Below are 24,178 nucleotides of genomic sequence, written 5' to 3'. Positions count from 1 at the left end.
AAATTAGTTGTTCAGGAAGAAAGGACGGCCATAACCCAATGAGTTACTCGTACCGTCTAGCCCTGCATCGCCAGAACCTGCACCGATATTGGTACCAAAACCAATAATACCGAAGTTGATACTGAAGTTGTTTTCATAAACGGGCTGAGCATTCGGTGAACTTAAACTTGGATCCCATTCGCGTAATTGGTCACTGTAGGTGAAGCCAATATACCAACAATCATCGGTGTAGTTTAAGCGAGCGAGCCATTCCAATGGTTCATCCGTGGTGAGATCATAAAAGTACTGCGCGCTGGCACTCCAGTTACGTGAGAGCGTGTAGCTCGCGAGCAAGCCGGCTTGAGAAATACCTTCTTTGGTTATGCCTTCAGCATTAAAGTCAACCGTCTGTTGGATGTACTCTTTCGTCACGTAGCGATAGTTACCCTGGATATAGCCGCCGTTGAAGCGGTACTCTAAGGTGCTATTGCCCATTTGCATGTCACTGGAATCAATATCGTATTGAATGCCGCCGTGGTAGAACAAATAGTCGTTGAAGTTAAAGTCCATCTCTACCGCCCAAGCTGAATAGTTGGTCGAATCGTCCGATAATTCTGAATCTGGATCGGATGGATCGGAGTTTTTTGTTGATTTATCGAGGTAAAAAATTTGACCAAAAGAAAGATTCAAACGTTCTTTATATTGGTCGTCAAAAAAGCGAGTCGAAGCACCATAACTAAATTGGTTAGCGGCTGCTATTCTGTCTACGCCACTGTATTTACGGCTACGGAACAGGCCGTAGTAATCCGTTTGCAAAAGCGTCGTATCATATAAATAGATATCACTTTGATCTTCTTTTGGCACATAGAGGTATTGAACTTGCGGTTCTAATGTCTGTGTATAGCCACCAAGTACGTAAGTATCGCGTTCTAATACGATGCCGGCGTGAGAACGGAATTGTGGAATAACGCGGGTGACATTCTCTTTAAGATCGAAAGCATCATCATTTAAATTGACGCCACTTAAATCTTGTTGGTAATAAGTACCAAGTAGACGCGCCTCTGTTGTCCACGTACCCCATGTCGTGCCAATAGGTATGGTCAACCCAGGCTCGATGTGCACACGTGTCGCTGATGGCTTGTTTGTCGCATCAGTATCAAACATGGACACGCTGCTCACCAGGTCGAAATCTAAATAAGGGGTGACTTCTGGCGCATAATAGTTAAATGTCATTTGTGGCAGCAAGCGGTAAGGCAGATTGCCACTTGTGGTGAGTACTTGAAAGTCTCGTGCCAGCAAAGACAGATCCCAATCATGGCTACGGTAGGTGACCTGACCTTCTTGAATTAACTGACCATCTTCACGGTTACCGATGCCGGAATCAACATCAGTAAAGTAGGCGATATCGCTGACTTTCGAGTAGTCGATATCAAATTTCCACGCCTGATCGTAGATACCACTGTGCGTGTATTGGAAACCCCAGCGATCCCCTTTATCTGGATACTGCTCTTCCGGATACATTTTATCGTCAGGCAGGTATTCTGATTCGATCTGGCCTTGGCCAAAATCCGTTAAGTAGCGGAAGTTACTGTTAAGCTGCGTACCACGTTTTTGCATGTGCTTGATGGTGGTTTGCAAGTCATAGTTGGGCGCTAAGTTCCAATAAATAGGGACTTCAAACTCAACACCATCACTAGAGCCGTAGGAAATCGTTGGGTAAAGAAAGCCCGTTTTACGGGTGTCACCAATCGGTACGGTTAAAAACGGCAAATAGAATACGGGCACGTTTTGAATTTCAAAGCGCGGGTTGTAGAACGTCGCTTGTTCTTCATTTTGGTCGATATCAATACTGGTGGCGACCATGCGCCAAGAGTTATCGCCTTCAGGACAAGACGTGATCGAGCCGTCCTCTATTTCATAGACTGCTTTGCCTGTTTTGGCGATATAGACAGCGTCACCACGACCGGGTTCGCAAAGGAACTGGTACTTGGTATTATCGAGTTCAACATGCTCAGAGTTGAGATGATTGACCGCTTTGTCTGAGATGGTTTTTACTTCACCATCACTGAACATTACGTTACCCTCGGCCACCACGACGTTATCTTGTTGATGCAGCGTCACGTTATCGGCTTGCATGCGCTTTTTGCCTTGAATGACAACCACATTACCCTTATAAATGGCTTTGTCGCCGTTGACGGCTTCTAGGCTGTCAGCTTCAACATTGATGGGTTGTTGAGTCGGGTTTTCAGCGTCGGGCTCGTTGAGTAAGCATTGATCTATTGCAGGGATTTCCTGCACACTGTCGTCGACGGGAATGTCTTCCGCTTGAATCTGAGATGCAAATAATGCAGCGCCGATTGAAGCGGCAAGTAACGAACGGGGAAAACGTGGCATCGAGTTTTACAATCCTGTTTAACTTGACCAATTCGGTTAAAATACCCTAACAACTTCACGCTGAGCCGAGTATCTCAGGGTTACTTGGGGATGAATGACCGAATTAAGAATTAAAACGGTCTTTATCATAAAGGAATTTAACTCATCCGGCACTATCAGACCGCGTAACGATGAAAAAATTCAGAGATTGAGAGCACATAATGCAAATTTTCGGAAAAATTCTGGGCACTTTTTTTGGCTTTCTGTTTGGTGGGCCTTTAGGCGCACTATTTGGCTTGTTTCTTGGCCATCAGTTTGACAAAGCGCGTCGATTAAGTCGCGCCGGTTTTAATTCTGCTCCTTTTGGCTCAGGCCCAAGCCAAAGAGTGAAACAAGAAGAGTTTTTTAAAGCGGCATTTTCCGTTATGGGGCATGTAGCCAAGGCGAAAGGGCAAGTGACCCGTGAAGAAATTCAATTAGCCAGCACTATGATGGATCGTATGAATCTGCATGGTGAATTGCGCTCTGATGCGCAAGATGCATTTCGTGACGGAAAATCAGCCGACTTTCCTTTGCAAGATGTCCTAGAGCGAGTAAAAATTTCGTCAGGTGGTCGTTTTGATTTGTTGCAGTTTTTTTTAGAGCTGCAAATTTCAGCGGCGTTTGCCGACGGGGATCTGCACCCGAGTGAGCGTGAGATGCTGCATCGCATTGCGCAAGGGTTGGGCTTTTCTCCTCAGCAATTAGAGCAGCGCTTGCGTATGCAAGAAGCGGCATTTCGTTTTCAGCATGGTGGCGGCTTTAATGGCCACTCGGCGGGCGGTCAACAATCAGGCTCGTGGCAACAAGCGTCTTCTGCCAATCAGATCAAGGATGCATACGACGTATTAGGCATTGAAGAGAGTGCCGATGCGAAAGCGGTGAAACGTGCTTACCGCAAGCTAATGAATGAGCATCATCCGGATAAATTGATGGCGAAGGGTTTGCCACCAGAGATGATGAGTGTGGCAAAAGAAAAGTCACAAGAAATTCAAAATGCTTATGATTTGATCAAAAAGGTCAAAGGCTTTAAGTAAGGTGTTTGTAATAAATAAAAAGGCGAACATAAGAGATTATGTTCGCCTTTTTTAATTCGGATATTTAAATCAAAAACAATTATTTGCGTACTGCAATGGCTTCAATTTCAATGCCAACATCTTTTGGTAGACGAGCCACTTCCACGCATGAACGCGCTGGGTAGTTTGCGACATTGTGCTCATCAAAAAACTTACCGTACACTTCATTAACAGTGCCAAAGTCATTAAGATCTTTCACAAATACCGTCATTTTTACGATGTCAGTAACGCTTAGGCCAGATGCTTCAACGACCGCTTTTACGTTCTCAAGAGATTGGCGAGCTTGCACGGCGATATCCGCAGAAACTTCACCTGTCACAGGGTTTACTGGGATCTGACCTGAAGTCAGAACCATGTTTCCTAGGTCTACACCTTGTACATATGGGCCAATTGCTGCTGGAGCCGATTCTGTGTGAAGTACTTTAGTCATGAGGTTTTCCAATCAATTCACTGAAATTAAGGCTGTCAGTGTGCCTGTATTCAGAAACTAGGTAAAGATCAAAATACCCCGCCGAAGCGAGGTATTGGTATGGTCTTGCGTTAGACAATGCTACTTAGAGCATTGGTTTTAGCTTAGTGTTCTGTCACGATTTCTCGTGAGAACACTTTCTCGCAGTATTTGCATTTCAAGCGAACATCATTATTTTTCGCAAAGACCTTAAAGCTGCTGTCAACCGGTTCACCATGGGTAATACAGTTGCTGTTTGGGCATTCAAATACGCCGGTTACTTGTTCTGGCAACTCTAACGCGAGTTTTCTCACGACTTGGTAATCTTCAATTTGGTTCACCGTCGCGTGTGGAGCATAAAGCGCTAATTTGCTGGCTTGCTCTTCACTGACAAAGACATTTTCAATTTTGATTAGGTCTTTGTGGCCCAATGCTGAAGACGGCAAATTTAAACCGACGGTCACTCGCTGGTTACTTTTGTGCATGCTAAACAGCTTAAGCACTTTGATGCCAATTTGAGCGGGAATATGGTCGATAACCGTGCCGTTTTTAATTGCTTCTACCTGCAATTGAGTTTCTTTTTTCATGATGCTTTCTCCTCGATTACAGGGTTTGATTAAGAACTAAAGCTAACAATGCTTGGCGTGCATACACACCGTTTTCGGCCTGCTGGAAGTAATAGGCGTGAGGGGTTTTGTCGACATCGGTGGTGATCTCATCAACACGAGGCAGTGGGTGCAGCACTTTTAGGTTTTCACGTGCGCCTTCCAACAATGCGGCGGTGAGGATATAAGCCGATTTTATGTGAACGTATTCAGATTCATCGAAGCGCTCTTTTTGAACGCGCGTCATGTAAAGAATATCCAGCTCAGGGATCACACTTTCCATATCGGTATGCAGGCTGTATTGAATGCCCGCGTCATCCAGTTCTTCGCAAATATAATCCGGCATCGCCAGTGCATCAGGTGCGACAAAGAAGAAACGAATGTTGTTGAACTTTGCCAGTGCTTGCGTCAATGAGTGAACGGTGCGGCCATATTTTAAATCGCCGACAAAAGCCACGTTAAGGTTGTCTAAGCGGCCTTGAGTTTCTGAAATTGTGTAGAGATCCAGCAAGGTTTGCGTTGGGTGTTGGTTTGCCCCATCGCCTGCGTTGATGATTGGAACACCGTGAGAGAACTCTGCCGCTAAGCGCGCAGCGCCCTCACGTGGGTGGCGCATAACGAAAGCGTCAACATACGTTGAAATGACCTGGATCGAGTCTGCAAGCGTTTCGCCTTTGTTTGCGAGCGAAGTGTTACCAGCGTTATCAAAGCCAATTACATCACCACCAACACGTTGGATGGCTGTTTCAAAAGAAAGGCGAGTTCGAGTGGAAGGCTCGAAAAAACAACTCGCCACAACCTTATTTTTGATCAGATTTGGGTTCGGTTCGGCTTTTAGTTGCCCTGCCGTTTGAACGATGAGTTCGAGCTCTGCACGAGAGAGCTCTGGAATCGAAATGATGTGCTTGTTGTAAAGCGTATTGGTCATAATCGTCATCCCTGTTTGATGAAATAATAAATTTTAGGCAATAAAAAAGCCTCCCAATAGGGGAGGCTTTAAAAATAGGAGGAAGCTGTAAAATACACAGCCAGTAAGCAATGTTGCTTACGTAATGTAGCGCGCAATTGACCGCGCATCGCCGTGCAAATGTTACGTGGCATTATTACAACCTCTCGACAAATTGCCGAGCATTATACGCGGTAGAAAAGTAAGCGCAAGCGATTACCTTGCGGGCTTTTTGTTCGATAGAATTATTGACCTAAAGTCGCGACCATAATGGCTTTTATGGTGTGCATTCGGTTTTCTGCTTCATCAAAGACAATGGAGTGATGAGACTCAAAGACCTCTTCTGTCACCTCTAACCCTTTCATGCCGTATTTCTCTGCGATTTCTTTGCCAATGGTGGTGTCATCATTGTGGAACGCGGGTAGACAGTGCATGAATTTCGTTTGAGGATTGCCCGTTTTTTTCATCACATCCATATTGATTTGATAGGGTGCCATCAATGCTACGCGTTCATCCCAAGCTTCAGCGGGTTCGCCCATGGAAACCCAAACGTCGGTATACAAAAAGTCACAGCCTTTGACGCCTTCTTCAACGTTTTCCGTTAACGTGATTTTTGCGCCGGTTTGTTGGGCAATCTCTTGGCAAGTTGCAACAAGTTGTTCTTCAGGCCAGAACTGTTTTGGTGCCACAAGGCGAATATCTATGCCCATTTTAGCCGCGCCAACCATCAGTGAATTGCCCATGTTATTACGAGCATCACCAAGATAAGCAAAGGTCATTTCATGGAGTTGCTTGCCTTTGCTATGTTCTAGCATTGTTAGGAAATCGGCGAGAATTTGGGTTGGATGGAATTCATCGGTCAGGCCGTTCCATACCGGTACACCCGCAAATTGGGCTAACTCTTCCACAATAGATTGACCGAATCCGCGGTATTCGATGCCATCGTACATGCGGCCAAGCACGCGCGCGGTATCTTTCATTGATTCTTTGTGACCAATTTGAGAGCCCGAAGGACCAATATAAGAGACTTGTGCGCCTTGATCGAAGGCTGCTACTTCAAAAGCACAACGAGTGCGCGTCGAGGCTTTTTCAAAGATCAGAGCAATATTTTTACCTTGCAGCGTTTTCTGTTCGGTACCGCTGTATTTGGCTTTTTTAAGATCCGCTGACAGATCGAGTAAGAATTGGATCTCTTTGGGAGAGAAGTCGAGTAACTTAACGAAATTACGATTGCGAAGATTGAACGCCATGCTCTAGTCCTTGAGAGTGAAGGTGACTGAATGGTAGTAAAACATAAAAAAGCACAAAAAGTGAATATTTATTTATCTTTGATTGGTTCGATGTCGTTATTGATATCGAGAAAATGGGAGGCGGTCTTCCGATGTACCTTGCTTATCGACAGCATGCCACGCCATTCATCGTCATAGTAGCGCGACCTTTAACGTTTTTAAATCGTCTGGCTAACTTAATGAGTTCAGACGTGATTCGCGTCAGATACGGCCAATCTCTTGGTTTCGGTCTGTGACTGCTTTTTTACAGCTTAATGTCAAGTCAGGGACGACTAAAAAATCGCGACGAAATGTGGGGGAGGCACGTGACCAATGTCACAGCTTCGAGTAGTATTACCGGCCCTTTTCTGCGTCACTGCTGATTGATAGATTCCTTCATCAGCCGCCTTTGAAATGGCGCAAGAACAGCTAAGATATACATACCCAAGTTACTTTATATGTTCGGTTCGACGAGAACCGTGAGGCGTGCCGGCGAGGTGTAAAATTGAAAATCGAACGGTTTTCAGTGGGCCAATACTAAGGCCGCCTAAGGTCAAATGCCTTCGCTGTTTGGGCGTTGACGATAGGCATCATTTCTTGATTTTAACTTAGAGAGTCATTTCTGGGTTTGTGTCTTGAAGCGACTTGGGTATCAATTATAAATTTATGAAATGAGGTAGTCGATAGATGACATTTGCTTTGGGCCAGCGCTGGATCAGCGATACAGAAAGTGATCTTGGTTTAGGAACCGTCGTGGCATTAGATGCTCGCACAGTAACGTTAATGTTTGCGGCGTCAGAAGAAAACCGTGTTTACGCCCGTAGTGAAGCCCCTGTCACGCGAGTGACATTTAACGTGGGTGACGTCATCGAAAGCCAAGAAGGTTGGTCGCTGGCTGTTGAGCAAGTGATCGAGAACCAAGGCATTTTAACCTATATCGGTACTCGTGAAGACAGCGGTGAGCAAGACGTCACATTGCGTGAAATCATGCTGAGCAACCAAATTCGTTTTAACAAACCTCAAGACAAGCTGTTTGCCGGTCAAATCGATCGTATGGACAACTTCGTATTGCGCTACCGCGCACTGAAAAACCAATACGAGCAACATAAAAGCCCAATGCGTGGTTTGTGTGGCATGCGTGCTGGTTTGATTCCTCATCAGTTGTATATCGCGCATGAAGTTGGCCGTCGTCATGCTCCACGCGTGCTATTGGCAGATGAAGTGGGTCTAGGTAAAACCATCGAAGCCGGTATGATCATTCACCAACAAGTGTTGGCTGGTCGTGCTGAGCGTATTTTGATTGTGGTACCTGAGACGCTACAACATCAATGGTTAGTGGAAATGATGCGTCGTTTCAATTTGCACTTTTCAATCTTTGATGAAGAGCGCTGTATTGAAGCTTTTGCTGACTCAGATAACCCATTTTATACCCAGCAATATGTATTGTGTTCACTCGACTTCCTACGTAAGAGCCGCAAGCGCTTTGAGCAGGCGGTTGAAGGTGAGTGGGATCTATTGGTGGTCGATGAAGCACACCACCTCGAGTGGAGCCAAGATAAACCAAGCCGTGAATACCAAGTGGTTGAAGGTTTGGCTGAATCAACGCCAGGCGTTTTGCTATTAACGGCGACACCTGAGCAACTCGGTCGTGAGAGCCACTTTGCGCGTTTACGTTTGTTGGATTCTGATCGTTTCTATGATTATGAAGCGTTCGTGAAAGAAGAAGAGCAATACGCGCCAGTTGCCGACTCGGTCAGCATGCTGTTTTCAGGCCAGGCATTGCCTGATGATGCTAAAAATCAAATTACTGAGCTCTTGTCAGAGCAAGATGTGGAGCCGCTGTTCCGTATTATTGAAAGTGATAGTGATGAAGCGGACAAAGCCAATGCACGCCAAGAGTTGATTGATAACTTGATGGATCGCCATGGTACAGGCCGTGTGTTATTCCGTAATACACGTGCGGCAATCAAAGGGTTCCCTAAGCGTAACGTGAATCTGATGCCAATGGCGATTCCGCAACAGTACACCACGTCGATGCGTGTGGCGGGTTTGATTGGCGGTAAGATGTCATCTGAAGCGCGTGCGCTAAAAAACCTTTACCCAGAAGAAATATTCCAAGAGTTTGAAGGTGAAGATTCAAGCTGGTGGCAGTTTGATTCACGTGTTAACTGGTTGCTTGAAAAAATCAAAGATAAACGCGCAGACAAAATCTTAGTGATCGCTTCTCGCTCGAGTACGGCTCTGCAGTTAGAGCAAGCGCTACGTGAGCGTGAAGGTATCCGTGCGACTGTGTTCCATGAAGGCATGTCGATTCTTGAGCGTGATAAAGCGGCCGCTTACTTTGCTCAAGAAGAAGGTGGTGCGCAGGTTCTTATCTGTAGTGAAATTGGTTCAGAAGGTCGTAACTTCCAGTTTGCTAATCAGTTGGTGATGTTTGACTTGCCGTTCAACCCAGATTTGCTTGAACAGCGTATTGGTCGTTTGGATCGTATTGGTCAAAACAGCGATATCGATATTCATGTGCCATATCTGCAAGGTACCTCACAAGAGATCCTAGCACGCTGGTTCGACGAAGGATTGAATGCGTTTGCAGAAACCTGTCCAACTGGTCGCGCGGTGTATGATCAATTCTCTGGTGAGTTAATTGAGATTCTGGCGTCAGGTACTTGTGAAGGCCTAGATGAGGTTATTGAAGCCTCTGCAAAAATGAATAAAGATCTGAAAGCGCAGCTTGAACAAGGCCGTGACCGCTTGCTAGAAATGCATTCAAATGGTGGTGAAAAGGCACAGGCGATTGTTGAAAAAATCTCAGCAACAGATGGCGATACCAACCTAGTGACGTTTGCACTAAGTCTGTTTGACACCATTGGCTTGAACCAAGATGACAAAGGCGAGAATGCGCTTGTCGTGACCCCTTCTGAGCATATGATGGTGCCAAGCTACCCTGGTTTGCCATACGAAGGAGCGACCATCACGTTTGATCGTGATACGGCATTGTCGCGTGAAGACATGAACTTCATCAGTTGGGAACACCCAATGATTCAAGGTGGTATTGACCTGCTGATGAGCGAAGGCGTGGGTACGGCGGCGGTATCATTACTGAAAAACAAAGCGTTACCCGTTGGTACGATGCTGCTTGAATTGATCTACAGCGTGGATGCACAAGCACCGAAACGCAGTGGTATTAGCCGTTTCCTACCTAAAACGCCGATTCGAATCATGTTGGATGGTAAAGGGAATGACCTTTCTGAGCAGGTTGAGTTTGAAAGCTTTAACCGCCAGTTAAGCCCGATTGGTCGTCACATTGCGGCAAAATTGGTGGGTTCGGTTCAAGGTCAAGTGCACCAATTGATCAGTGCGGGTGACCAATTTGTGGTGGGTAAAGTGGAAGCGATTCGCCAGCAGGCGGCAAAAGAGATGCAAGCGAGCTTAAATGCAGAGCTTGAGCGTCTCCAAGCACTGAAGGCGGTAAACCCAAACATCCGTGACGAAGAAATTGAAGCGATTGATGCTCAAATTAAAGAGCTGACGGGTTACATCAGCAAAGCTCAGTACCAATTGGATTCACTACGTATGATTGTGGTTTCGCACCAATAAAACGAGTGAATAACATTGATGTAATGAAAAGACCTTCCTGCTGAAGGTCTTTTTTTATGGCTTAACTAATACCAATACCAACACCAAACCAATACCCATCAACCTAAGCCTTTGATCATTCAGGATCAGATTATTGACCACTGACTTATCTTGATGGGTATAAATTCCGAGCCTTCTGCGGAGTCAATGAATCTGCGGGTTGTTCTGCATTTCAGGGCGAGTTGCGGTTATAATCACCGCGAAAATTTACGTTAGAGAAAAATTATGGCAATGCTGGAGTACAACCCACCCCGTGACCCATGGGTTGAAATTGTGTTTGAAGATGAACATATCTTAGCGGTGAATAAACCTTCGGGTTTGTTGTCTGTTCCGGGGCGTTTACCTGAGCACCATGATAGTTCGTGGAGTCGCGTTCAAGAGACATATCCTGACGCGCAAATTGTGCATCGCTTGGATATGGACACGTCCGGCCTAATGGTGCTGGCAAAAAATAAACGTGCTGAAAGCGCATTGAAGAAGCAGTTTCAATACCGTCTAACGCATAAAGTCTACTATGCTCGAGTGTGGGGACATGTGGCGCAAGAAGAGGGTGAAATTGATTTGCCTTTGATTTGCGATTGGCCAAACCGCCCAAGACAGATGGTGTGTCATGAAACGGGTAAGCCATCAAAGACCTTGTTTCAAGTTGCGAAGCGCGAAGAGAAAACCACCATTGTTCGCTTATTGCCGATTACCGGTCGTTCGCATCAGCTGCGAGTGCATATGCAAGCGTTAGGGCATCCAATTGTGGGGGATGAGTTTTACTCGGAAGGCGAAGCGTTTACCTGTTCCGATCGCTTAGCGCTGCATGCGGCTGAGTTAAGTTTTTACCATCCTAAAAGCGATTGGTTGCGCAGTATCTTCGTTCCATGTGATTTTTATCCTGAAGCGGAAGAGATGATCTTCCATTATTTCGATCCTGTGCGAAAATTGCCAGATTATAAAACACTACCTAAGCCATAACGCTCTCTAGGTCAGACTCTTGTTCTTTTACGGCAAGGTAGTGAAGGAGATGTTATGTCACTACCTATTGTCGTTTTTCTGGACCGTACAACGGTTCCTCCTCATATCGTTTTTCCTCATCTTCCTTTTGATCACCAGTGGATTGAATACGACACAACGCCGCCAGATAAAATCGTCGAGAGGCTGTGTTCTGCACACATTGTGATCACCAATAAAGTGTCCTTAAATGAAGCCGTTTTATCCCAATTGCCTCACTTAGAAATGATTGCGGTGTGTGCGACGGGTTATAACAATATCGATATTCCATATTGTCAAAAGCAGGGCATCGCGGTGGCGAATGTTCGCGGCTATGCCACTCAGTCTGTGCCGGAACATGTTATCGCGCTTATGTTTGCGCTTAGGCGTAATTTGCAGGGCTATCACAATGACATCATGAATGGCGAGTGGCAGCGCGAAAAACAGTTTTGCTTTTTTACCCACCCAATAGGGGATATCGCAGGGTCTACCATGACGATTATTGGCAGTGGTGAACTTGGCCAAGCGACCGCTGCCCTAGCAAGGGCGTTAGGCATGACGGTTATTTTTGCCGAACGTAAAGGCATAAACACCTGTCGTGATGGTTATATGCCGTTTGAGCAGGCCTTAATGGTGGCGGATGTCATTAGCTTACATTGCCCATTAAATGATGAGACTTACCACGTCATCGGCGATAGTGAATTGCGCCAAATGAAGCCTAACGTCATTGTGATTAATACGGGGCGTGGAGGGTTAGTTGATGAGCATGCACTGGTGACGGCATTAAAAGAAAAGCGCATCGGTGCCGCTGGCGTTGACGTGTTTAGTCAAGAGCCCGCTGACGAGAGCAATCCGCTCATTGCTCATGCTGATCTTGCCAATTTATTGCTAACGCCGCATGTCGCTTGGGGCAGTGATTCTGCGATTCAAAAGCTCGCGAATATCGTGATGGACAATATTGGTGCCTTTAAGCAAGGGGTCAATAAAAATCGTGTCTTGTAGTCCCTTTGCAGCATGTCATATTGAAACAGACGTTTTAATGTGATGACTTACTGTGAAGTGGTTCTACGTTTAATCGGTTTTCTGTCGCAAGCATAGACTCGATGAATGGAATGTAAGAAATTACCTCGCGAATATTTTTATTAATGTAACGTTAGGAATTTTAAGCATGGACCAGCAGACAAACCCTATCACGTTCAATGGCCGAGGCGGTGAGTTCTTCGGCATTTGGATTGTGAACATCTTACTGTCTATCGTGACACTCGGAATTTACTCCGCGTGGGCAAAAGTAAGAACGAAACGCTATTTTTATGGCAATACTCATATCGATGGTGATGGTTTCGAATATCATGCCCGTCCGATTCAAATTTTGAAGGGGCGTTTAGTCGCTCTCGCTATTTTGTTGATATGGGGTGTTTCTAACGCTTTCTTTCCAGTGGCGAGCATGGCTTTGTTACTGGTTTTCTACGCGGCGTTGCCTTGGTTACTTTGGAGTAATGCGCGTTTTGATGCCGCAATGACGAGTTATCGCAATGTGCATTTCTCTTTTGTCGCGCCACTAAAACAGGCTTACGTTACCTTGCTTGGTCGCGGTGTTGGTGCCTTTTTGATTGTGATGATCTACATCAGCATTGCAATGGCCGCAGCCAGTGCTTCCGTTGTGCTCGCCATTATTCTTGGCCTCGGTTCGCTTGTGGTCATTTCGGTTGTTTATGCTTGGTTTACCGTCGGGCTGCATCGCTTTTTCTGCAACGGTTATTTGTACGGGGATTGGCGTTTCACGGCTGATCTTAAAGTGGGCTTCTTTATCCGAACGTACCTGAAAGCCATGTCGATGGGCATCTTGTTTGCCGTGGTTGTCACGTTAGTTTCTCTGTTTATTTTGCTCGGTGGCGCAGACTTTGCCCAATTGCAAAATGGTGATTTCTCCTCTTTCCATAATTTGAATCCAGCCATCGCGATGGTGTTGGGTTATGCCGCGATTATCGTATTGATGATCACACTGACCGCTTACACGACGACGTGCGTCCGTAACTATATCTTCTCTCAATTACAAGCAAACCATGATCAGCAGACAAGCTCTGAATATCGTTTTACTTCAACACTGTCGGTGGCCGGATACGTTTGGCTGGTGATCTCAAACTTCTTGTTGCAAGTGGTGACGCTAGGTCTTGCTCGTCCATGGGTGATGGTACGAACGAGTCGTTACCTTGCCAATCACACCACGGTTATCGGAGATATGAGCGTGTTGATTGCGGCAGATAAAAGTTCAAATGTGAAGTCGGCCGTGTCAGATGAAGTGGCTCAAGCGTTTGACTTGGGCATTGGTATTAATTAATGCGATTGAGCGGCACCGCCTTTCCTCCTAAAAGCTCGGTACGACATCCAGCATGGTTAGACGTCTCTCAAGTAAATTCGTTGGATTTAGTGATTGATGGACAGATCATCACGGACGATCTCCGCAATATTGAGGTCAGTGTCCCTGTAGGGCAGTTACCGATTCGGTTCCACTTTCCGAATGGCTGGATGTTTGTGACTGAGCGCTCTCCGGCCATTATGACGTGGCTGAGTACTCATAAAAAATCGGGTTTTGTTGATAAGCTGGAATCGAATTTTTTTGCGTGGTTTTTCTCGGCTTTGCTTTGCGTTGCTGTCGTCGTTGGCAGTTATCTTTATGTGCTGCCTTGGTTGAGTCATAAAATTGCAGAGGCGGTTCCAGATTATGCTGCGATTGCATTGGGCGAGAAAGTATTACAAGGCTTTGATGAACAATGGCAACCAAGCGCGCTGAGTGCCAGTGAGCAAGAACAAATTCGTCAGCGAGTAGTGCAGCATTTGGAGCAATTGGAAGAATTGCCTTATTCGGTCGAGGTGTATTTTCGTTCTTCAAATATGGGGGCGAATGCCTTTGCTCTACCCGGTGGGAAAATCGTTATTTTAGATGATTTGGTGAAATTGGCCGAAAGTGAACAGCAGCTAGACAGTATTATTTTGCATGAATTAGGTCATGTACATCATCAGCATATGCTGAAGAAATTAGTGCATTCTAGTGTACTCTCAGTTGGCGTGTCGCTGATGACCGGTGAAAGCTCTGGGATCATCGATAACCTTGCGGGTGTTGGGGTGTTCTTTTTAGCGAATGGTCATTCGAGGGAGGTCGAATCGGAAGCGGACGAATATGCGAAACGCAGCATGCTGACGATCTATGGCACAAGTGAGCCTATGGCGGAAATGTTTGAGTTATTCAGTCAGCAAGAGGGCATGCCGGTGCCTGAATGGCTGAATTCTCACCCTGATTTTGAGCAACGTATTCAAGCCGTAAGAGAGTAGTTGTCGTATCCGAAACGGCTAGTATAAAACGCGTATAAAAAAGGCAGCTCATATGAGCTGCCTTTGTATTGGTTGGGGTTATTCCCCAGGAAACGGATTAAAGCGCAGCAATCGTTGCTTTTTGCTCTTCCAGTTTCACGAGTGTTTCTTTGTAGCCTTCAAGCTTCTCACGCTCTTTTGCGATAACCACTTCTGGTGCTTTAGCGACGAAACCTTCGTTGCCTAGTTTACCTTCAATGCGTTTGATCTCGCCGTGCGTTTTCGCTACTTCTTTATCAAGGCGCGCAAGCTCAGCATCTTTGTCGATCAGACCCGCCATTGGGATCATCAATTCAGATTTCGCGACCATTGCCGTCGCACATGCTGGTGTTTCTTCGTTTGCACCTAGTACGCGTACGGATTCTAGTTTCGCTAGAGAAATCAGAACTTGCTTGTTTGCTTCCAGGCGAGCAGCGTCGTCTTCTGTTGCCGCTTTCAACATTACATCAAGCGGCTTGCCTGGGTTAATGTCGTATTCTGCACGCAGGTTACGAATGCTCGTAATGAAGGCTTTCACCCACTCAATATCTTGTAGCGCTTCTTGGTTGAAGTTCGCTTCATCGTATTGAGGAAGAGCTTGAGTCATGATCGTCTCACCTTCCACACCGTTAATCAGTGGCTTAACACTTTGCCAGATTGATTCAGTGATGTAAGGGATCACTGGGTGAGCAAGACGTAGGGTTTTCTCAAGAACCGTAATCAGCGTGTAACGCGTCGCTTGCTGCTGCGCTTCAGTGCCTTTCCATAGAACCGGTTTAGTCAGCTCTAGGTACCAGTCACAGAATTGGTTCCAGATGAATTCATACAGCGTGTTTGCCGCCATGTCTAGACGGTAGTTGTCTAGGTGCGCGTTAAACTCTTTCGCTGCGATTTCAAACTGAGATTCAATCCATTTGTCAGCGAGTGAGAATTCCATGTTTGCACGGTCTTCAGCAGACAGTGACATGCCACAATCGTGCTCTTCTGTGTTCATCAGTACGTAACGGCTCGCGTTCCATAGCTTGTTACAGAAGTTACGGTAACCTTCAAGACGTTTCATGTCCCAGTTGATGTCACGACCAGTTGACGCCATAGCAGCAAGAGTGAAACGCAGTGCGTCAGTACCGTATGGTTCGATACCGTTTTCAAACGTTTTACGCGTTGCTTTTTCGATCTTAGCCGCTAGCTGAGGCTGCATCATGTTGCCACAACGCTTTTCTACTAGCTCTTCAAGGCCGATACCATCGATCATGTCGATTGGGTCAAGTACGTTACCTTTCGATTTCGACATCTTGTCGCCGTTCTCATCACGGATAAGACCCGTCATGTAAACCGTTTTGAAAGGTACTTGCGGCTGACCGTCTTCGTCTTTAACGAAGTGCATGGTCATCATGATCATACGCGCAACCCAGAAGAAGATGATATCGAAACCCGATACTAGAACTTCTGATGGGTGGAAGGTTTTCAGTGCGTCAGTGTTTTCAGGCCAGCCTTGTGTACCGAACGTCCAAAGCGCAGAAGAGAACCACGTATCCAGTACGTCGTTGTCTTGGCGAAGTACTACAACTGGCGCAAGATTGTTCTTTTCACGCACTTCTTCTTCTGTGCGGCCAACGTACACTTTACCGTCGTTGTCGTACCATGCAGGAATACGGTGACCCCACCAAAGTTGGCGAGAAATACACCAGTCTTGCACGTCACGCATCCAAGAGAAGTACATGTTTTCGTATTGTTTTGGTACGAATTGGATTTGACCGTCTTCGACTGCTTTTACTGCTGGAGCCGCAAGAGGCGCAGTACGCACGTACCATTGGTCAGTCAGCATTGGCTCGATAACCACACCACCACGGTCGCCGTAAGGAACGGTTAGGTCGTGATCTTTGATCTCTTCTAGTAGGCCAAGCTCTTCAAATTCTGCAACGATCGCTTTACGTGCAGCAAAGCGCTCCATCGCGTGGTATTTCGCTGGAAGTTCGTTTGAGTAAACATCGCTTTCTTCACCGTTAGTCGTGAAGACTTCTGCGGTTTCACGGATATCCGCATTGAAGGTTAGGATGTTGATCATTGGTAGGCTATGACGTTTGCCTACTTCGTAGTCGTTAAAGTCATGTGCAGGTGTGATTTTTACACAACCCGTGCCTTTTTCCATGTCCGCATGCTCATCGCCTACGATAGGAATTAAACGACCGACGATAGGTAGCTCAATGTGCTGACCAATCAGATCTTTGTAACGAGGGTCTTCAGGGTTAACCGCAACGCCTGTATCGCCGAGCATGGTTTCAGGACGCGTTGTTGCAACCACAATGTAGTCTTTACCGTCAGCGGTTTTAACACCGTTTGCGAGTGGGTAACGGAAGTGCCACATGAAGCCTTTAGATTCTTTGTTTTCTACTTCAAGATCTGAGATCGCTGTGTGTAGCTTAGGATCCCAGTTAACCAGACGCTTACCACGGTAGATAAGGTCTTCTTCGTAGAGGCGAACAAACACTTCTTGAGTGGCTGCTGATAGACCATCATCCATCGTGAAGCGTTCACGATCCCAGTCTACCGATGCGCCAAGGCGGCGAAGCTGCTGAGTGATAGTACCACCAGATTCCGCTTTCCATTCCCAGATCTTGTCGATGAAAGCTTCACGGCCGTAGTCGTGCTTGGTTTTGCCTTCTTCGGCGGCGATTTTGCGCTCAACAACCATTTGAGTCGCGATACCCGCGTGGTCGGTACCGACCTGCCATAACGTATTCTTACCTTTCATACGTTGAGCACGGATAAGCGTATCCATGATGGTATCTTGGAACGCGTGGCCCATATGTAGGCTACCAGTGACGTTCGGTGGCGGGATCATGATGCTGTAAGCTTCTTTTGAAGTGTCACCGTGTGGCTTGAAGTAGCCTTTCTCTTCCCAAGCTTGGTATAAAGCTTGTTCGATTGAAGTTGGGTTGTATGTCGTTTCCATAGCGCTCTTTTTTCCACTGAATACTTGAATTTATTGCATGGTAGTGACCCTAATAACACCGGATAACATGTACCGTGGTGTTTATGGCCTACCGTGATCTAAACCCAATTACTTTGAGGGTGGGTTCTGAATTACGTTAATCATAGTCAATCTTTATAAGTGAACTCTCTGTATGGAGAGCTTAACTATAAGGATTGACCGTTAGTTGTGTACGATCTCGATCGTTTGCAGCTGATAACCAGCTTGTCGGTAGATTTTATATCTTTCTCGCGCAAGCTGCTTCGCTTTTTCTTCGCAGGGCACGAAGTCTACCACCTCAGCAAACTTGTTCGCAAAGGTTGTCTCATTTTCCGCCATATTTATTACCAGTTGGCGGTTCCAGCTTGGTTTTAACGCTTGATGGCCGATTTCAATATTGGTGCCATACTTTGGCCCTTCACCAATCAAATTATGACCAATAAACTGCTCGGGTTCTACTTGCCAAAAATATTCGGCAAGTTGTTCTGCTTGCGCTTTATCTTGGGCGTTGAGATAAACTTTTGCACCTTGTTTAGCAAAGTGTTGCGCAAGAAACACCACATAATGAAGAAACCCTGCCTGCGTCGCTTGGGGGCTATCTGGATTAATGAGGTAAAACGTTGCATTTGCCATGTGTGTTCTTCTTTATCAATTGTCGCGTCGCTTAACGTTGCTTAACTAAGTGTATAAACCGATGCAATAAACAAGCGCAATAAAAAAGGGCCTCTCGGCCCTTCTTATTATTTTGAGGATTGTTCCTCAGTCTCTTGGCCACTACGATTGAGTAGGAATTGGACAAGCATTGAGACTGGACGGCCTGTTGAGCCTTTTGCTGCGCCAGATTTCCATGCAGTACCTGCGATGTCAATGTGGGCCCAGTTGTACTTCTTCGCAAACTTCGACAAGAAGCAGCCAGCAGTGATGGTGCCACCAGGACGACCACCAATGTTTGCCATATCAGCAAATGGGCTCTTGAGTTGCTCATGGTATTCATCTGCCATCGGTAGACGCCATGCGCGGTCGCTTGCTTGTTCAGAAGCGTTCACTAACTCGTGAGATAGTGGATTGTGGTTCGATAGAATACCGCTGATGTGGTGACCTAAAGCAATCACACATGCACCGGTTAGAGTCGCAACATCCACCACACAGTCTGGTTCGAAGCGTTCAACATAGGTAAGCGCATCACAAAGCACCAAGCGGCCTTCTGCGTCAGTATTTAATACTTCAACGGTTTGGCCTGACATGGTGGTTAGAATGTCACCAGGGCGGTAAGCATTGCTGCCTGGCATGTTTTCACAACCCGCGAGAATCGCCACGACATTAATCGGTAAATTCAGTTTTGCGAGTGCTTTCATGGCACCGAAGACTGAGGCTGCACCACACATGTCGTATTTCATCTCATCCATGCCATCGCCTGGTTTTAGAGAAATACCGCCTGAATCGAAGGTTAAACCTTTACCTACAAGCACAATCGGTTTAGCTTCTGTGTTCGGATTGCCTTTGTACTCGATGACCGACATCATGGATTCGTTTTTCGAACCACGGCCAACCGCAAGGTATGACGTCATACCCAGTTTTTCCATCTCTTGCTCACCAATGATTTTGGTGGTGATTGACTCATAGTCATCCGCAAGACGGCGTGCTTGAGAGGCAAGGTAAGCTGGGTTAGCGATGTTTGGTGGCATGTTGCCAAGATCTTTGGACGCTTTTACACCAGAAGCAATGGCTAGGCCATGTGAAATAGCGCGTTCACCTAGGCTTAGTTCACGACGTGTTGGTACGTTGAAGACTAATTTACGCAGTGGACGGCGCGTTTCTGGTTTAATTGTTTTAAACTGATCGAAAGTGTAAAGACCGTCTTTCGTTGCTTCAACGGCTTGGCGAACTTTCCAATAAGTGTCACGGCCTTTAACATGCAACTCAGTTAAGAAGCAAACCGCTTCCATTGAGCCAGTTTCATTTAGCGTGTTGATGGTTTTTTGGATGATTTCTTTGTATTGACGTTCGCCTAGTTCGCGTTCTTTACCACAGCCAACTAAAAGGACACGTTCTGAAAGTACACCAGGAACTTGATGCAAAAGCAGCATCTGGCCAGGTTTTCCTTCTAGGTCACCACGACGAAGTAGTGAACTAATGTAACCGTCGCTGATTTTATCGAGCTGTTCGGCTACTGGAGAAAGGCGGCGTGGTTCAAAGACGCCAACGACGATACAAGCGCTGCGTTGTTTCTCAGGGCTACCACTTTTAACACTGAACTCCATGAGTACTCCTACATCCTGAAGACAAATAGAACTAAATGTTAGATAATGCCCGCTTACTTGTTGATTCCTTAATCGGAACTACCTTTAAATAAGTGAACTAACAGTTAGCTATAAATTTTAAAAAATAAAGGGTTCAACGAGAAATTATAGTGATTCAATTAAAAAAACAAGTTTTGTATAGGTAATTTCAGCGTGATTATTGTTAGATATTTGATCCGCGAGACACTCAAAAGCCAATTTGCGATCTTTTTTATCCTTTTTTTGGTCTTTTTGAGTCAAAAATTAATCAGTGTGCTAGCGGAAGCTTCAGACGGTGAAATTCCTGCTGGGCTGGTCATGAGCTATGTGGGTTTAAGTATGCCGACGATGGGCTTACTGATGCTGCCACTGAGTCTATTTTTGGGAATCTTGCTCACCTTTGGCCGTTTGTATGCGGAAAGTGAAATTACCGTAATGAATGCGACGGGAATCGGAAATAAATTTCTGATCCGTGCTGCATTGTATTTGGCGGTAATTACAGGCGCAGTCGCGGCCTTCAATTCATTTGTGTTATCGCCTTACAGCCAAGAAAAACTGATTCAACTTGAAGAACAAGTTCAAGCGGAAAACAGTGTCGACTTATTGAAGAAAGGTCACTTCCAAGGAACGCCTGACGGCTCTTCCGTGGTGTTCATTGATAATATTCAAGACGATAAGTTGGAAAACGTGTTCATTGCGCAGATGCGTCCGCGAGACTCTATTTTGCCGAGCGTGTCATTTTCAACATCGGGTGAAGTGAAAGAGCTGAGTGATGGCCGCCAAGTCATTCGCATGTTCGATGGGACCCGTTACGAAGGTGTTCCTACTCGTATTGACTATATGGTCACCGAGTTTGAACAATACGAAGGCGTGATTGGTCAAAGTGAAGTCAAGCGTAAAGGCCGCGATTGGGAAGCGATCCCAACGTTGGATTTGATCTCTAATCCACATCCAAAAGCGCAAGCAGAACTTCAATGGCGTATCTCATTAGTGGTTTGTATTCCATTGCTGACAATGCTCGTTGTGCCACTTTCGGCGGTGAACCCTCGCCAAGGTCGCTTCGCTAAAATGGGCCCGGCGATTTTGACTTATCTCGCGTATTTCCTTGCGATTAGCGCGACGAAATCGGCGTTAGAGGATGGCGCAATTCCATCTTATATTGGCATGTGGCCAATTAATGCTGCGCTTTTGATTACGGCGGTGTGCGTGAACTTAATGGACAGCATTCCGGTGCGACGTTTTAAAGACAAACTGAGACAAAAAAAGAAGGCAGCCTAATTCGTGTTTAAGATTTTAGACCTTTATATTGGCCGAACGATTATTGCGACCACGACGATGGTCTTGGCAACGTTTGTTGGTCTTTCTGCGATCATCAAATATGTCGAGCAGTTGCGTAAAGTGGGTCAAGGCTCTTACGACTTAATCCAAGCATTGTTCTTTGTGGGCTTAAGCATTCCGCGTGATATTGAAATGTTTTTCCCAATGGCGGCGCTATTGGGTGCATTGATTGGTTTGGGGATGTTAGCCTCGAGCTCTGAGCTGGTGGTGATGCAGGCAGCTGGCTTTTCAAAGCTGGATATCGGTTTGTCGGTACTGAAAACCGCAGTACCGTTAATGATTATTGTCACGTTACTGGGTCAGTGGGGGGCACCACAAGCGCAGAAAATGGCGCGAGATTTACGTGCGTTCTCGACCAGCAATGGCGCGATTATGTCTGTCCGAACTGGGGTTTGGGCGCGTGATGCGAATGACTTTATCTTTATTGGTAAAATCGAAGATGAAAAGCTCTATGGCTTGCAGATGTGGCGTTTTGATGATGATAAGCATCTACAAAAAGTCTTTTACGCCAAGAGCGTGGAATACGTCGGTGATAAAAACTGGAAAATGAAAGACGTGCAAGTGTCGAGTATGTCGGATCCTGTTCGTTTATCGAAAGAAAGTCTTCCAGAACTTAATTGGACTACGTCACTGGAACCCGAGCGTTTAGCGGTCGTGACGGTGAAACCAGAAGAATTATCGTTGCTCGGCTTATACGATTATGTCAATTATCTGAAAGATTCAGAGCAAGATGCCTCGCGCTATGAGTTGGCGTTTTGGCGTAAGGTCACCCAGCCGTTCTCGATTGGTGTGATGATGCTGATGGCGCTATCATTTATTTTTGGTCCACTGCGTAGTGTGACCATGGGCGCTCGAATCCTATCTGGTGTTGTTGCAGGCTTCTCGTTCTATATTTCGAGTGAGTTCTTTGGGCCTTTGAGCTTGGTGTACAACATTCCGCCAGCGATAGGGGCAATAATGCCGAGCATTGTTTTCCTCAGCATTGCTGTGATGCTTCTGCGCCGTAAATTGTAGTCTCAGTTATACGGCTAGCCTCTGAGTTGTCAGTGCTAGCGTTGTAGTGAGCCATTAGATATAAAAAAGCCCTTATTCATCGATAAGGGCTTTTTTTGTATCGCTGTCATGGCGATTTAATTAATCAAAATCACCGTGAGCTTTACGATTCAAATCGTCTGCAATTGAGGTCACGCCTTCTTCAAAGGTGGCGCAGCCAGAGAGCGCTAGAAAGGTAAAGATAATGCTTAAGTATTTTTTCATCATTCGCTGCCTTCTCTAAAACGCATTATTTAAAACGCATTGATAGGTCCATTGCTTTTAGATGCTTCGTTAACGCACCGACAGAGATGTAATCAACTCCGGTTTCTGCGTATTCACGAATGGTATCAAGTGTCACGTTGCCTGAGTTTTCGAGTGCCGCGCGACCGGCGTTAATCGCCACCGCTTCACGCATCATATCGGTGCTAAAGTTATCGAGCATGATGATATCCGCGCCCGCTTCAATCGCTTCTTTCAACTCTTCTAGGCTTTCCGTTTCCACTTCAACCGGCTTACCTGGGTTGAGTTCTTTTGCTGTGCTGACGGCTTGAGCGATGCCACCACAAGCGATGATGTGGTTTTCTTTAATAAGATACGCATCAAACACACCGATACGATGGTTGTAACCACCACCACATGCGACCGCGTACTTTAGTGCGCTGCGTAGACCAGGGATCGTCTTACGCGTATCAAGCAAGCGGCAATCGGTACCCGCAATTTTTTCTGCATAACGCGCCACAGTGGTTGCGCAGCCAGACAGTGTCTGAATAAAGTTCATGGCATTGCGTTCGCCAGTCAATAGGATGCGCGAAGGCCCAGCCAGAGTGCAAAGCACTTGGTTTGGTTCGACCGTATCACCATCTTTAACGTGCCATTCAATGGTCACTTCACCGCCAAGCTGTTTGAAGACTTCATCTGCCCAAGCTTGACCGCAAAAAATGCCATGTTCACGTGTAATGATCGTGGCTTCGTTATACGCGTCCGCAGGAATAAGAGTTGCGGTGATGTCGTTCGCAACATCGAGGGTGCCGCCGAGATCTTCTTTTAAAGTCTCGCTGACAGCACGTGTGATCTCTACTGGAAGCTGCTGCTTCAAATATTCAAGACGCTCTTGGCTATTGTGTGTGTTTTTCATCGCAAATCTAATACGCAGTTGAACAGAGAAGGAAATGATACGCTGACTCCGTGTGAAATTCAGCCATTAATCTCGCATTTCGGTGGTAAAACGCTAAAATTGGACTCGGTTATGGAAAATGAGTCGGACTCCAATGATTGATCCTCAAGGCTGGTACCAATCGGCACGGCATGTGCCTTCGCCATTTTTTGATCAACGTAATGATAAACAAGATATTTCTCTATTGGTTATCCATAACATCAGTTTGCCACCCGGCCAATTTGGCGGGCCGTATATCGAGCAATTTTTTCTTGGTCAGCTTGACCCGAACGAATACCCGTTTTTTGGTGTCATTCATCAAATGGGCGTTTCTGCACATTGTTTGATTCGTCGTGATGGGGAAGTGGTGCAGTTTGTTTCGTTTCTTGATCGTGCTTGGCATGCGGGGGCATCGAGCTTTGCAGGGCGTGAGCGTTGTAATGATTATTCGATAGGGATCGAGATGGAAGGCAGTGATTATGTGGCTTACAGTGATGAGCAATATCAGTCGCTAACAACACTGAGTATGCAATTGATGCAGTCTTATCCTCAGATTACCGTTCCTCGTATTACCGGCCATCAATATATTGCACCGCTACGTAAGACCGATCCGGGCTTGGTGTTTGACTGGTTGAGATACAGAGAGGCGTTAGGTTGAATTGCGATAATTGAGAACACAACGTTCGAGAGGTAACAGTGTGCGTTT

19 protein-coding genes are annotated in these 24,178 nt (G+C 46.1%); 9 read left to right on the top strand and 10 right to left on the bottom strand.

Features of this window, described 5'->3' with window-relative positions; all coding sequences use genetic code 11:
* Positions 1-3: 3 nt before the first annotated feature.
* Complete coding sequence (lptD, locus tag OJ16_RS11840; protein WP_040990906.1) at positions 4-2,373, bottom strand: LPS assembly protein LptD; 2,370 nt, start codon at positions 2,371-2,373, stop codon at positions 4-6.
* A gap of 200 nt (positions 2,374-2,573) precedes the next feature.
* On the opposite strand from lptD, the gene djlA reads away from it, so the two are divergent.
* Entirely contained in the window at positions 2,574-3,428 is an 855-nt protein-coding gene (gene djlA / locus OJ16_RS11835; RefSeq protein ID WP_040990904.1) for a co-chaperone DjlA, read from the top strand.
* 79 nt (positions 3,429-3,507) lie between these two features.
* On the opposite strand, the gene OJ16_RS11830 is transcribed toward djlA, so the two are convergent.
* The 4 genes from OJ16_RS11830 to OJ16_RS11815 all read right to left on the bottom strand — a co-directional run bounded on the left by OJ16_RS11830 (position 3,508) and on the right by OJ16_RS11815 (position 6,716).
* Positions 3,508-3,897 carry a RidA family protein gene (locus OJ16_RS11830; RefSeq protein ID WP_005593163.1) on the bottom strand — a complete coding sequence of 130 codons (390 nt, stop codon included), beginning with the start codon at positions 3,895-3,897 and terminating at the stop codon, positions 3,508-3,510.
* Positions 3,898-4,040: 143 nt separating this feature from the next.
* Entirely contained in the window at positions 4,041-4,502 is a 462-nt protein-coding gene (gene pyrI, locus OJ16_RS11825; RefSeq protein ID WP_040990900.1) for an aspartate carbamoyltransferase regulatory subunit, read from the bottom strand.
* A gap of 16 nt (positions 4,503-4,518) precedes the next feature.
* Complete coding sequence (gene pyrB, locus OJ16_RS11820; protein WP_040990898.1) at positions 4,519-5,448, bottom strand: aspartate carbamoyltransferase; 930 nt, start codon at positions 5,446-5,448, stop codon at positions 4,519-4,521.
* A 263-nt stretch (positions 5,449-5,711) separates the two neighbouring features.
* Positions 5,712-6,716, bottom strand: coding sequence for an ornithine carbamoyltransferase (locus OJ16_RS11815; RefSeq protein WP_040990896.1), 1,005 nt, complete (start codon positions 6,714-6,716; stop codon positions 5,712-5,714).
* A 705-nt stretch (positions 6,717-7,421) separates the two neighbouring features.
* On the opposite strand from OJ16_RS11815, the gene rapA reads away from it, so the two are divergent.
* From rapA to OJ16_RS11790, 5 genes are all read left to right on the top strand, one after another.
* Entirely contained in the window at positions 7,422-10,331 is a 2,910-nt protein-coding gene (rapA, locus tag OJ16_RS11810; protein ID WP_040990893.1) for an RNA polymerase-associated protein RapA, read from the top strand.
* A 264-nt stretch (positions 10,332-10,595) separates the two neighbouring features.
* Complete coding sequence (rluA, locus tag OJ16_RS11805) at positions 10,596-11,333, top strand: bifunctional tRNA pseudouridine(32) synthase/23S rRNA pseudouridine(746) synthase RluA (RefSeq protein ID WP_040990892.1); 738 nt, start codon at positions 10,596-10,598, stop codon at positions 11,331-11,333.
* Between the two features lie 54 nt (positions 11,334-11,387).
* Positions 11,388-12,350 (top strand): D-2-hydroxyacid dehydrogenase, encoded by a 963-nt coding sequence (locus OJ16_RS11800; RefSeq protein ID WP_040990890.1) that lies wholly within the window; start codon positions 11,388-11,390, stop codon positions 12,348-12,350.
* Positions 12,351-12,516: 166 nt separating this feature from the next.
* The gene (locus OJ16_RS11795; protein ID WP_040990888.1) at positions 12,517-13,686 is read left to right on the top strand and encodes a YjgN family protein; all 1,170 of its coding nucleotides are present in this window, start codon (positions 12,517-12,519) and stop codon (positions 13,684-13,686) included.
* Positions 13,686-14,678 (top strand): M48 family metallopeptidase, encoded by a 993-nt coding sequence (locus OJ16_RS11790; RefSeq protein WP_040990886.1) that lies wholly within the window; start codon positions 13,686-13,688, stop codon positions 14,676-14,678. The genes OJ16_RS11795 and OJ16_RS11790 overlap by 1 nt, the downstream gene beginning before the upstream one ends.
* 97 nt (positions 14,679-14,775) lie before the next feature.
* Here OJ16_RS11790 and OJ16_RS11785 read toward each other — a convergent pair whose 3' ends face one another.
* The 3 genes from OJ16_RS11785 to pepA form a co-directional block, all read right to left on the bottom strand.
* Positions 14,776-17,649, bottom strand: a complete 2,874-nt coding sequence (locus tag OJ16_RS11785) for a valine--tRNA ligase (protein ID WP_040990884.1) — start codon at positions 17,647-17,649, stop codon at positions 14,776-14,778.
* 201 nt (positions 17,650-17,850) lie between these two features.
* Positions 17,851-18,300, bottom strand: coding sequence for a DNA polymerase III subunit chi (locus OJ16_RS11780; RefSeq protein ID WP_040990882.1), 450 nt, complete (start codon positions 18,298-18,300; stop codon positions 17,851-17,853).
* 107 nt (positions 18,301-18,407) lie between these two features.
* On the bottom strand, positions 18,408-19,928 hold the full coding sequence (gene pepA / locus OJ16_RS11775; RefSeq protein WP_040990880.1) for a leucyl aminopeptidase: 1,521 nt from the start codon (positions 19,926-19,928) through the stop codon (positions 18,408-18,410).
* Positions 19,929-20,120: 192 nt separating this feature from the next.
* Between pepA and lptF the strand changes: the two genes are divergently transcribed.
* Both lptF and lptG read left to right on the top strand, forming a co-directional pair.
* Positions 20,121-21,224 carry an LPS export ABC transporter permease LptF gene (lptF, locus tag OJ16_RS11770; RefSeq protein WP_040990878.1) on the top strand — a complete coding sequence of 368 codons (1,104 nt, stop codon included), beginning with the start codon at positions 20,121-20,123 and terminating at the stop codon, positions 21,222-21,224.
* A 3-nt stretch (positions 21,225-21,227) separates the two neighbouring features.
* Positions 21,228-22,298 carry an LPS export ABC transporter permease LptG gene (gene lptG / locus OJ16_RS11765; protein WP_040990876.1) on the top strand — a complete coding sequence of 357 codons (1,071 nt, stop codon included), beginning with the start codon at positions 21,228-21,230 and terminating at the stop codon, positions 22,296-22,298.
* A 120-nt stretch (positions 22,299-22,418) separates the two neighbouring features.
* Here the strand turns inward: lptG and OJ16_RS20220 are convergent, their stop codons facing one another.
* Both OJ16_RS20220 and nadC read right to left on the bottom strand, forming a co-directional pair.
* The gene (locus tag OJ16_RS20220; protein ID WP_236688401.1) at positions 22,419-22,544 is read right to left on the bottom strand and encodes a lipoprotein; all 126 of its coding nucleotides are present in this window, start codon (positions 22,542-22,544) and stop codon (positions 22,419-22,421) included.
* A gap of 22 nt (positions 22,545-22,566) precedes the next feature.
* Entirely contained in the window at positions 22,567-23,454 is an 888-nt protein-coding gene (gene nadC, locus OJ16_RS11760) for a carboxylating nicotinate-nucleotide diphosphorylase (RefSeq protein ID WP_040990874.1), read from the bottom strand.
* Positions 23,455-23,587: 133 nt separating this feature from the next.
* On the opposite strand from nadC, the gene ampD reads away from it, so the two are divergent.
* Entirely contained in the window at positions 23,588-24,130 is a 543-nt protein-coding gene (gene ampD / locus OJ16_RS11755) for a 1,6-anhydro-N-acetylmuramyl-L-alanine amidase AmpD (protein ID WP_040990871.1), read from the top strand.
* The last annotated feature ends 48 nt before the right edge of the window (positions 24,131-24,178 follow it).

Origin of the sequence: Vibrio renipiscarius (assembly GCF_000827885.1) — a bacterium.
GTDB lineage: Bacteria > Pseudomonadota > Gammaproteobacteria > Enterobacterales > Vibrionaceae > Vibrio > Vibrio renipiscarius.
This window is presented reverse-complemented; position numbering and strand designations above follow the sequence as displayed.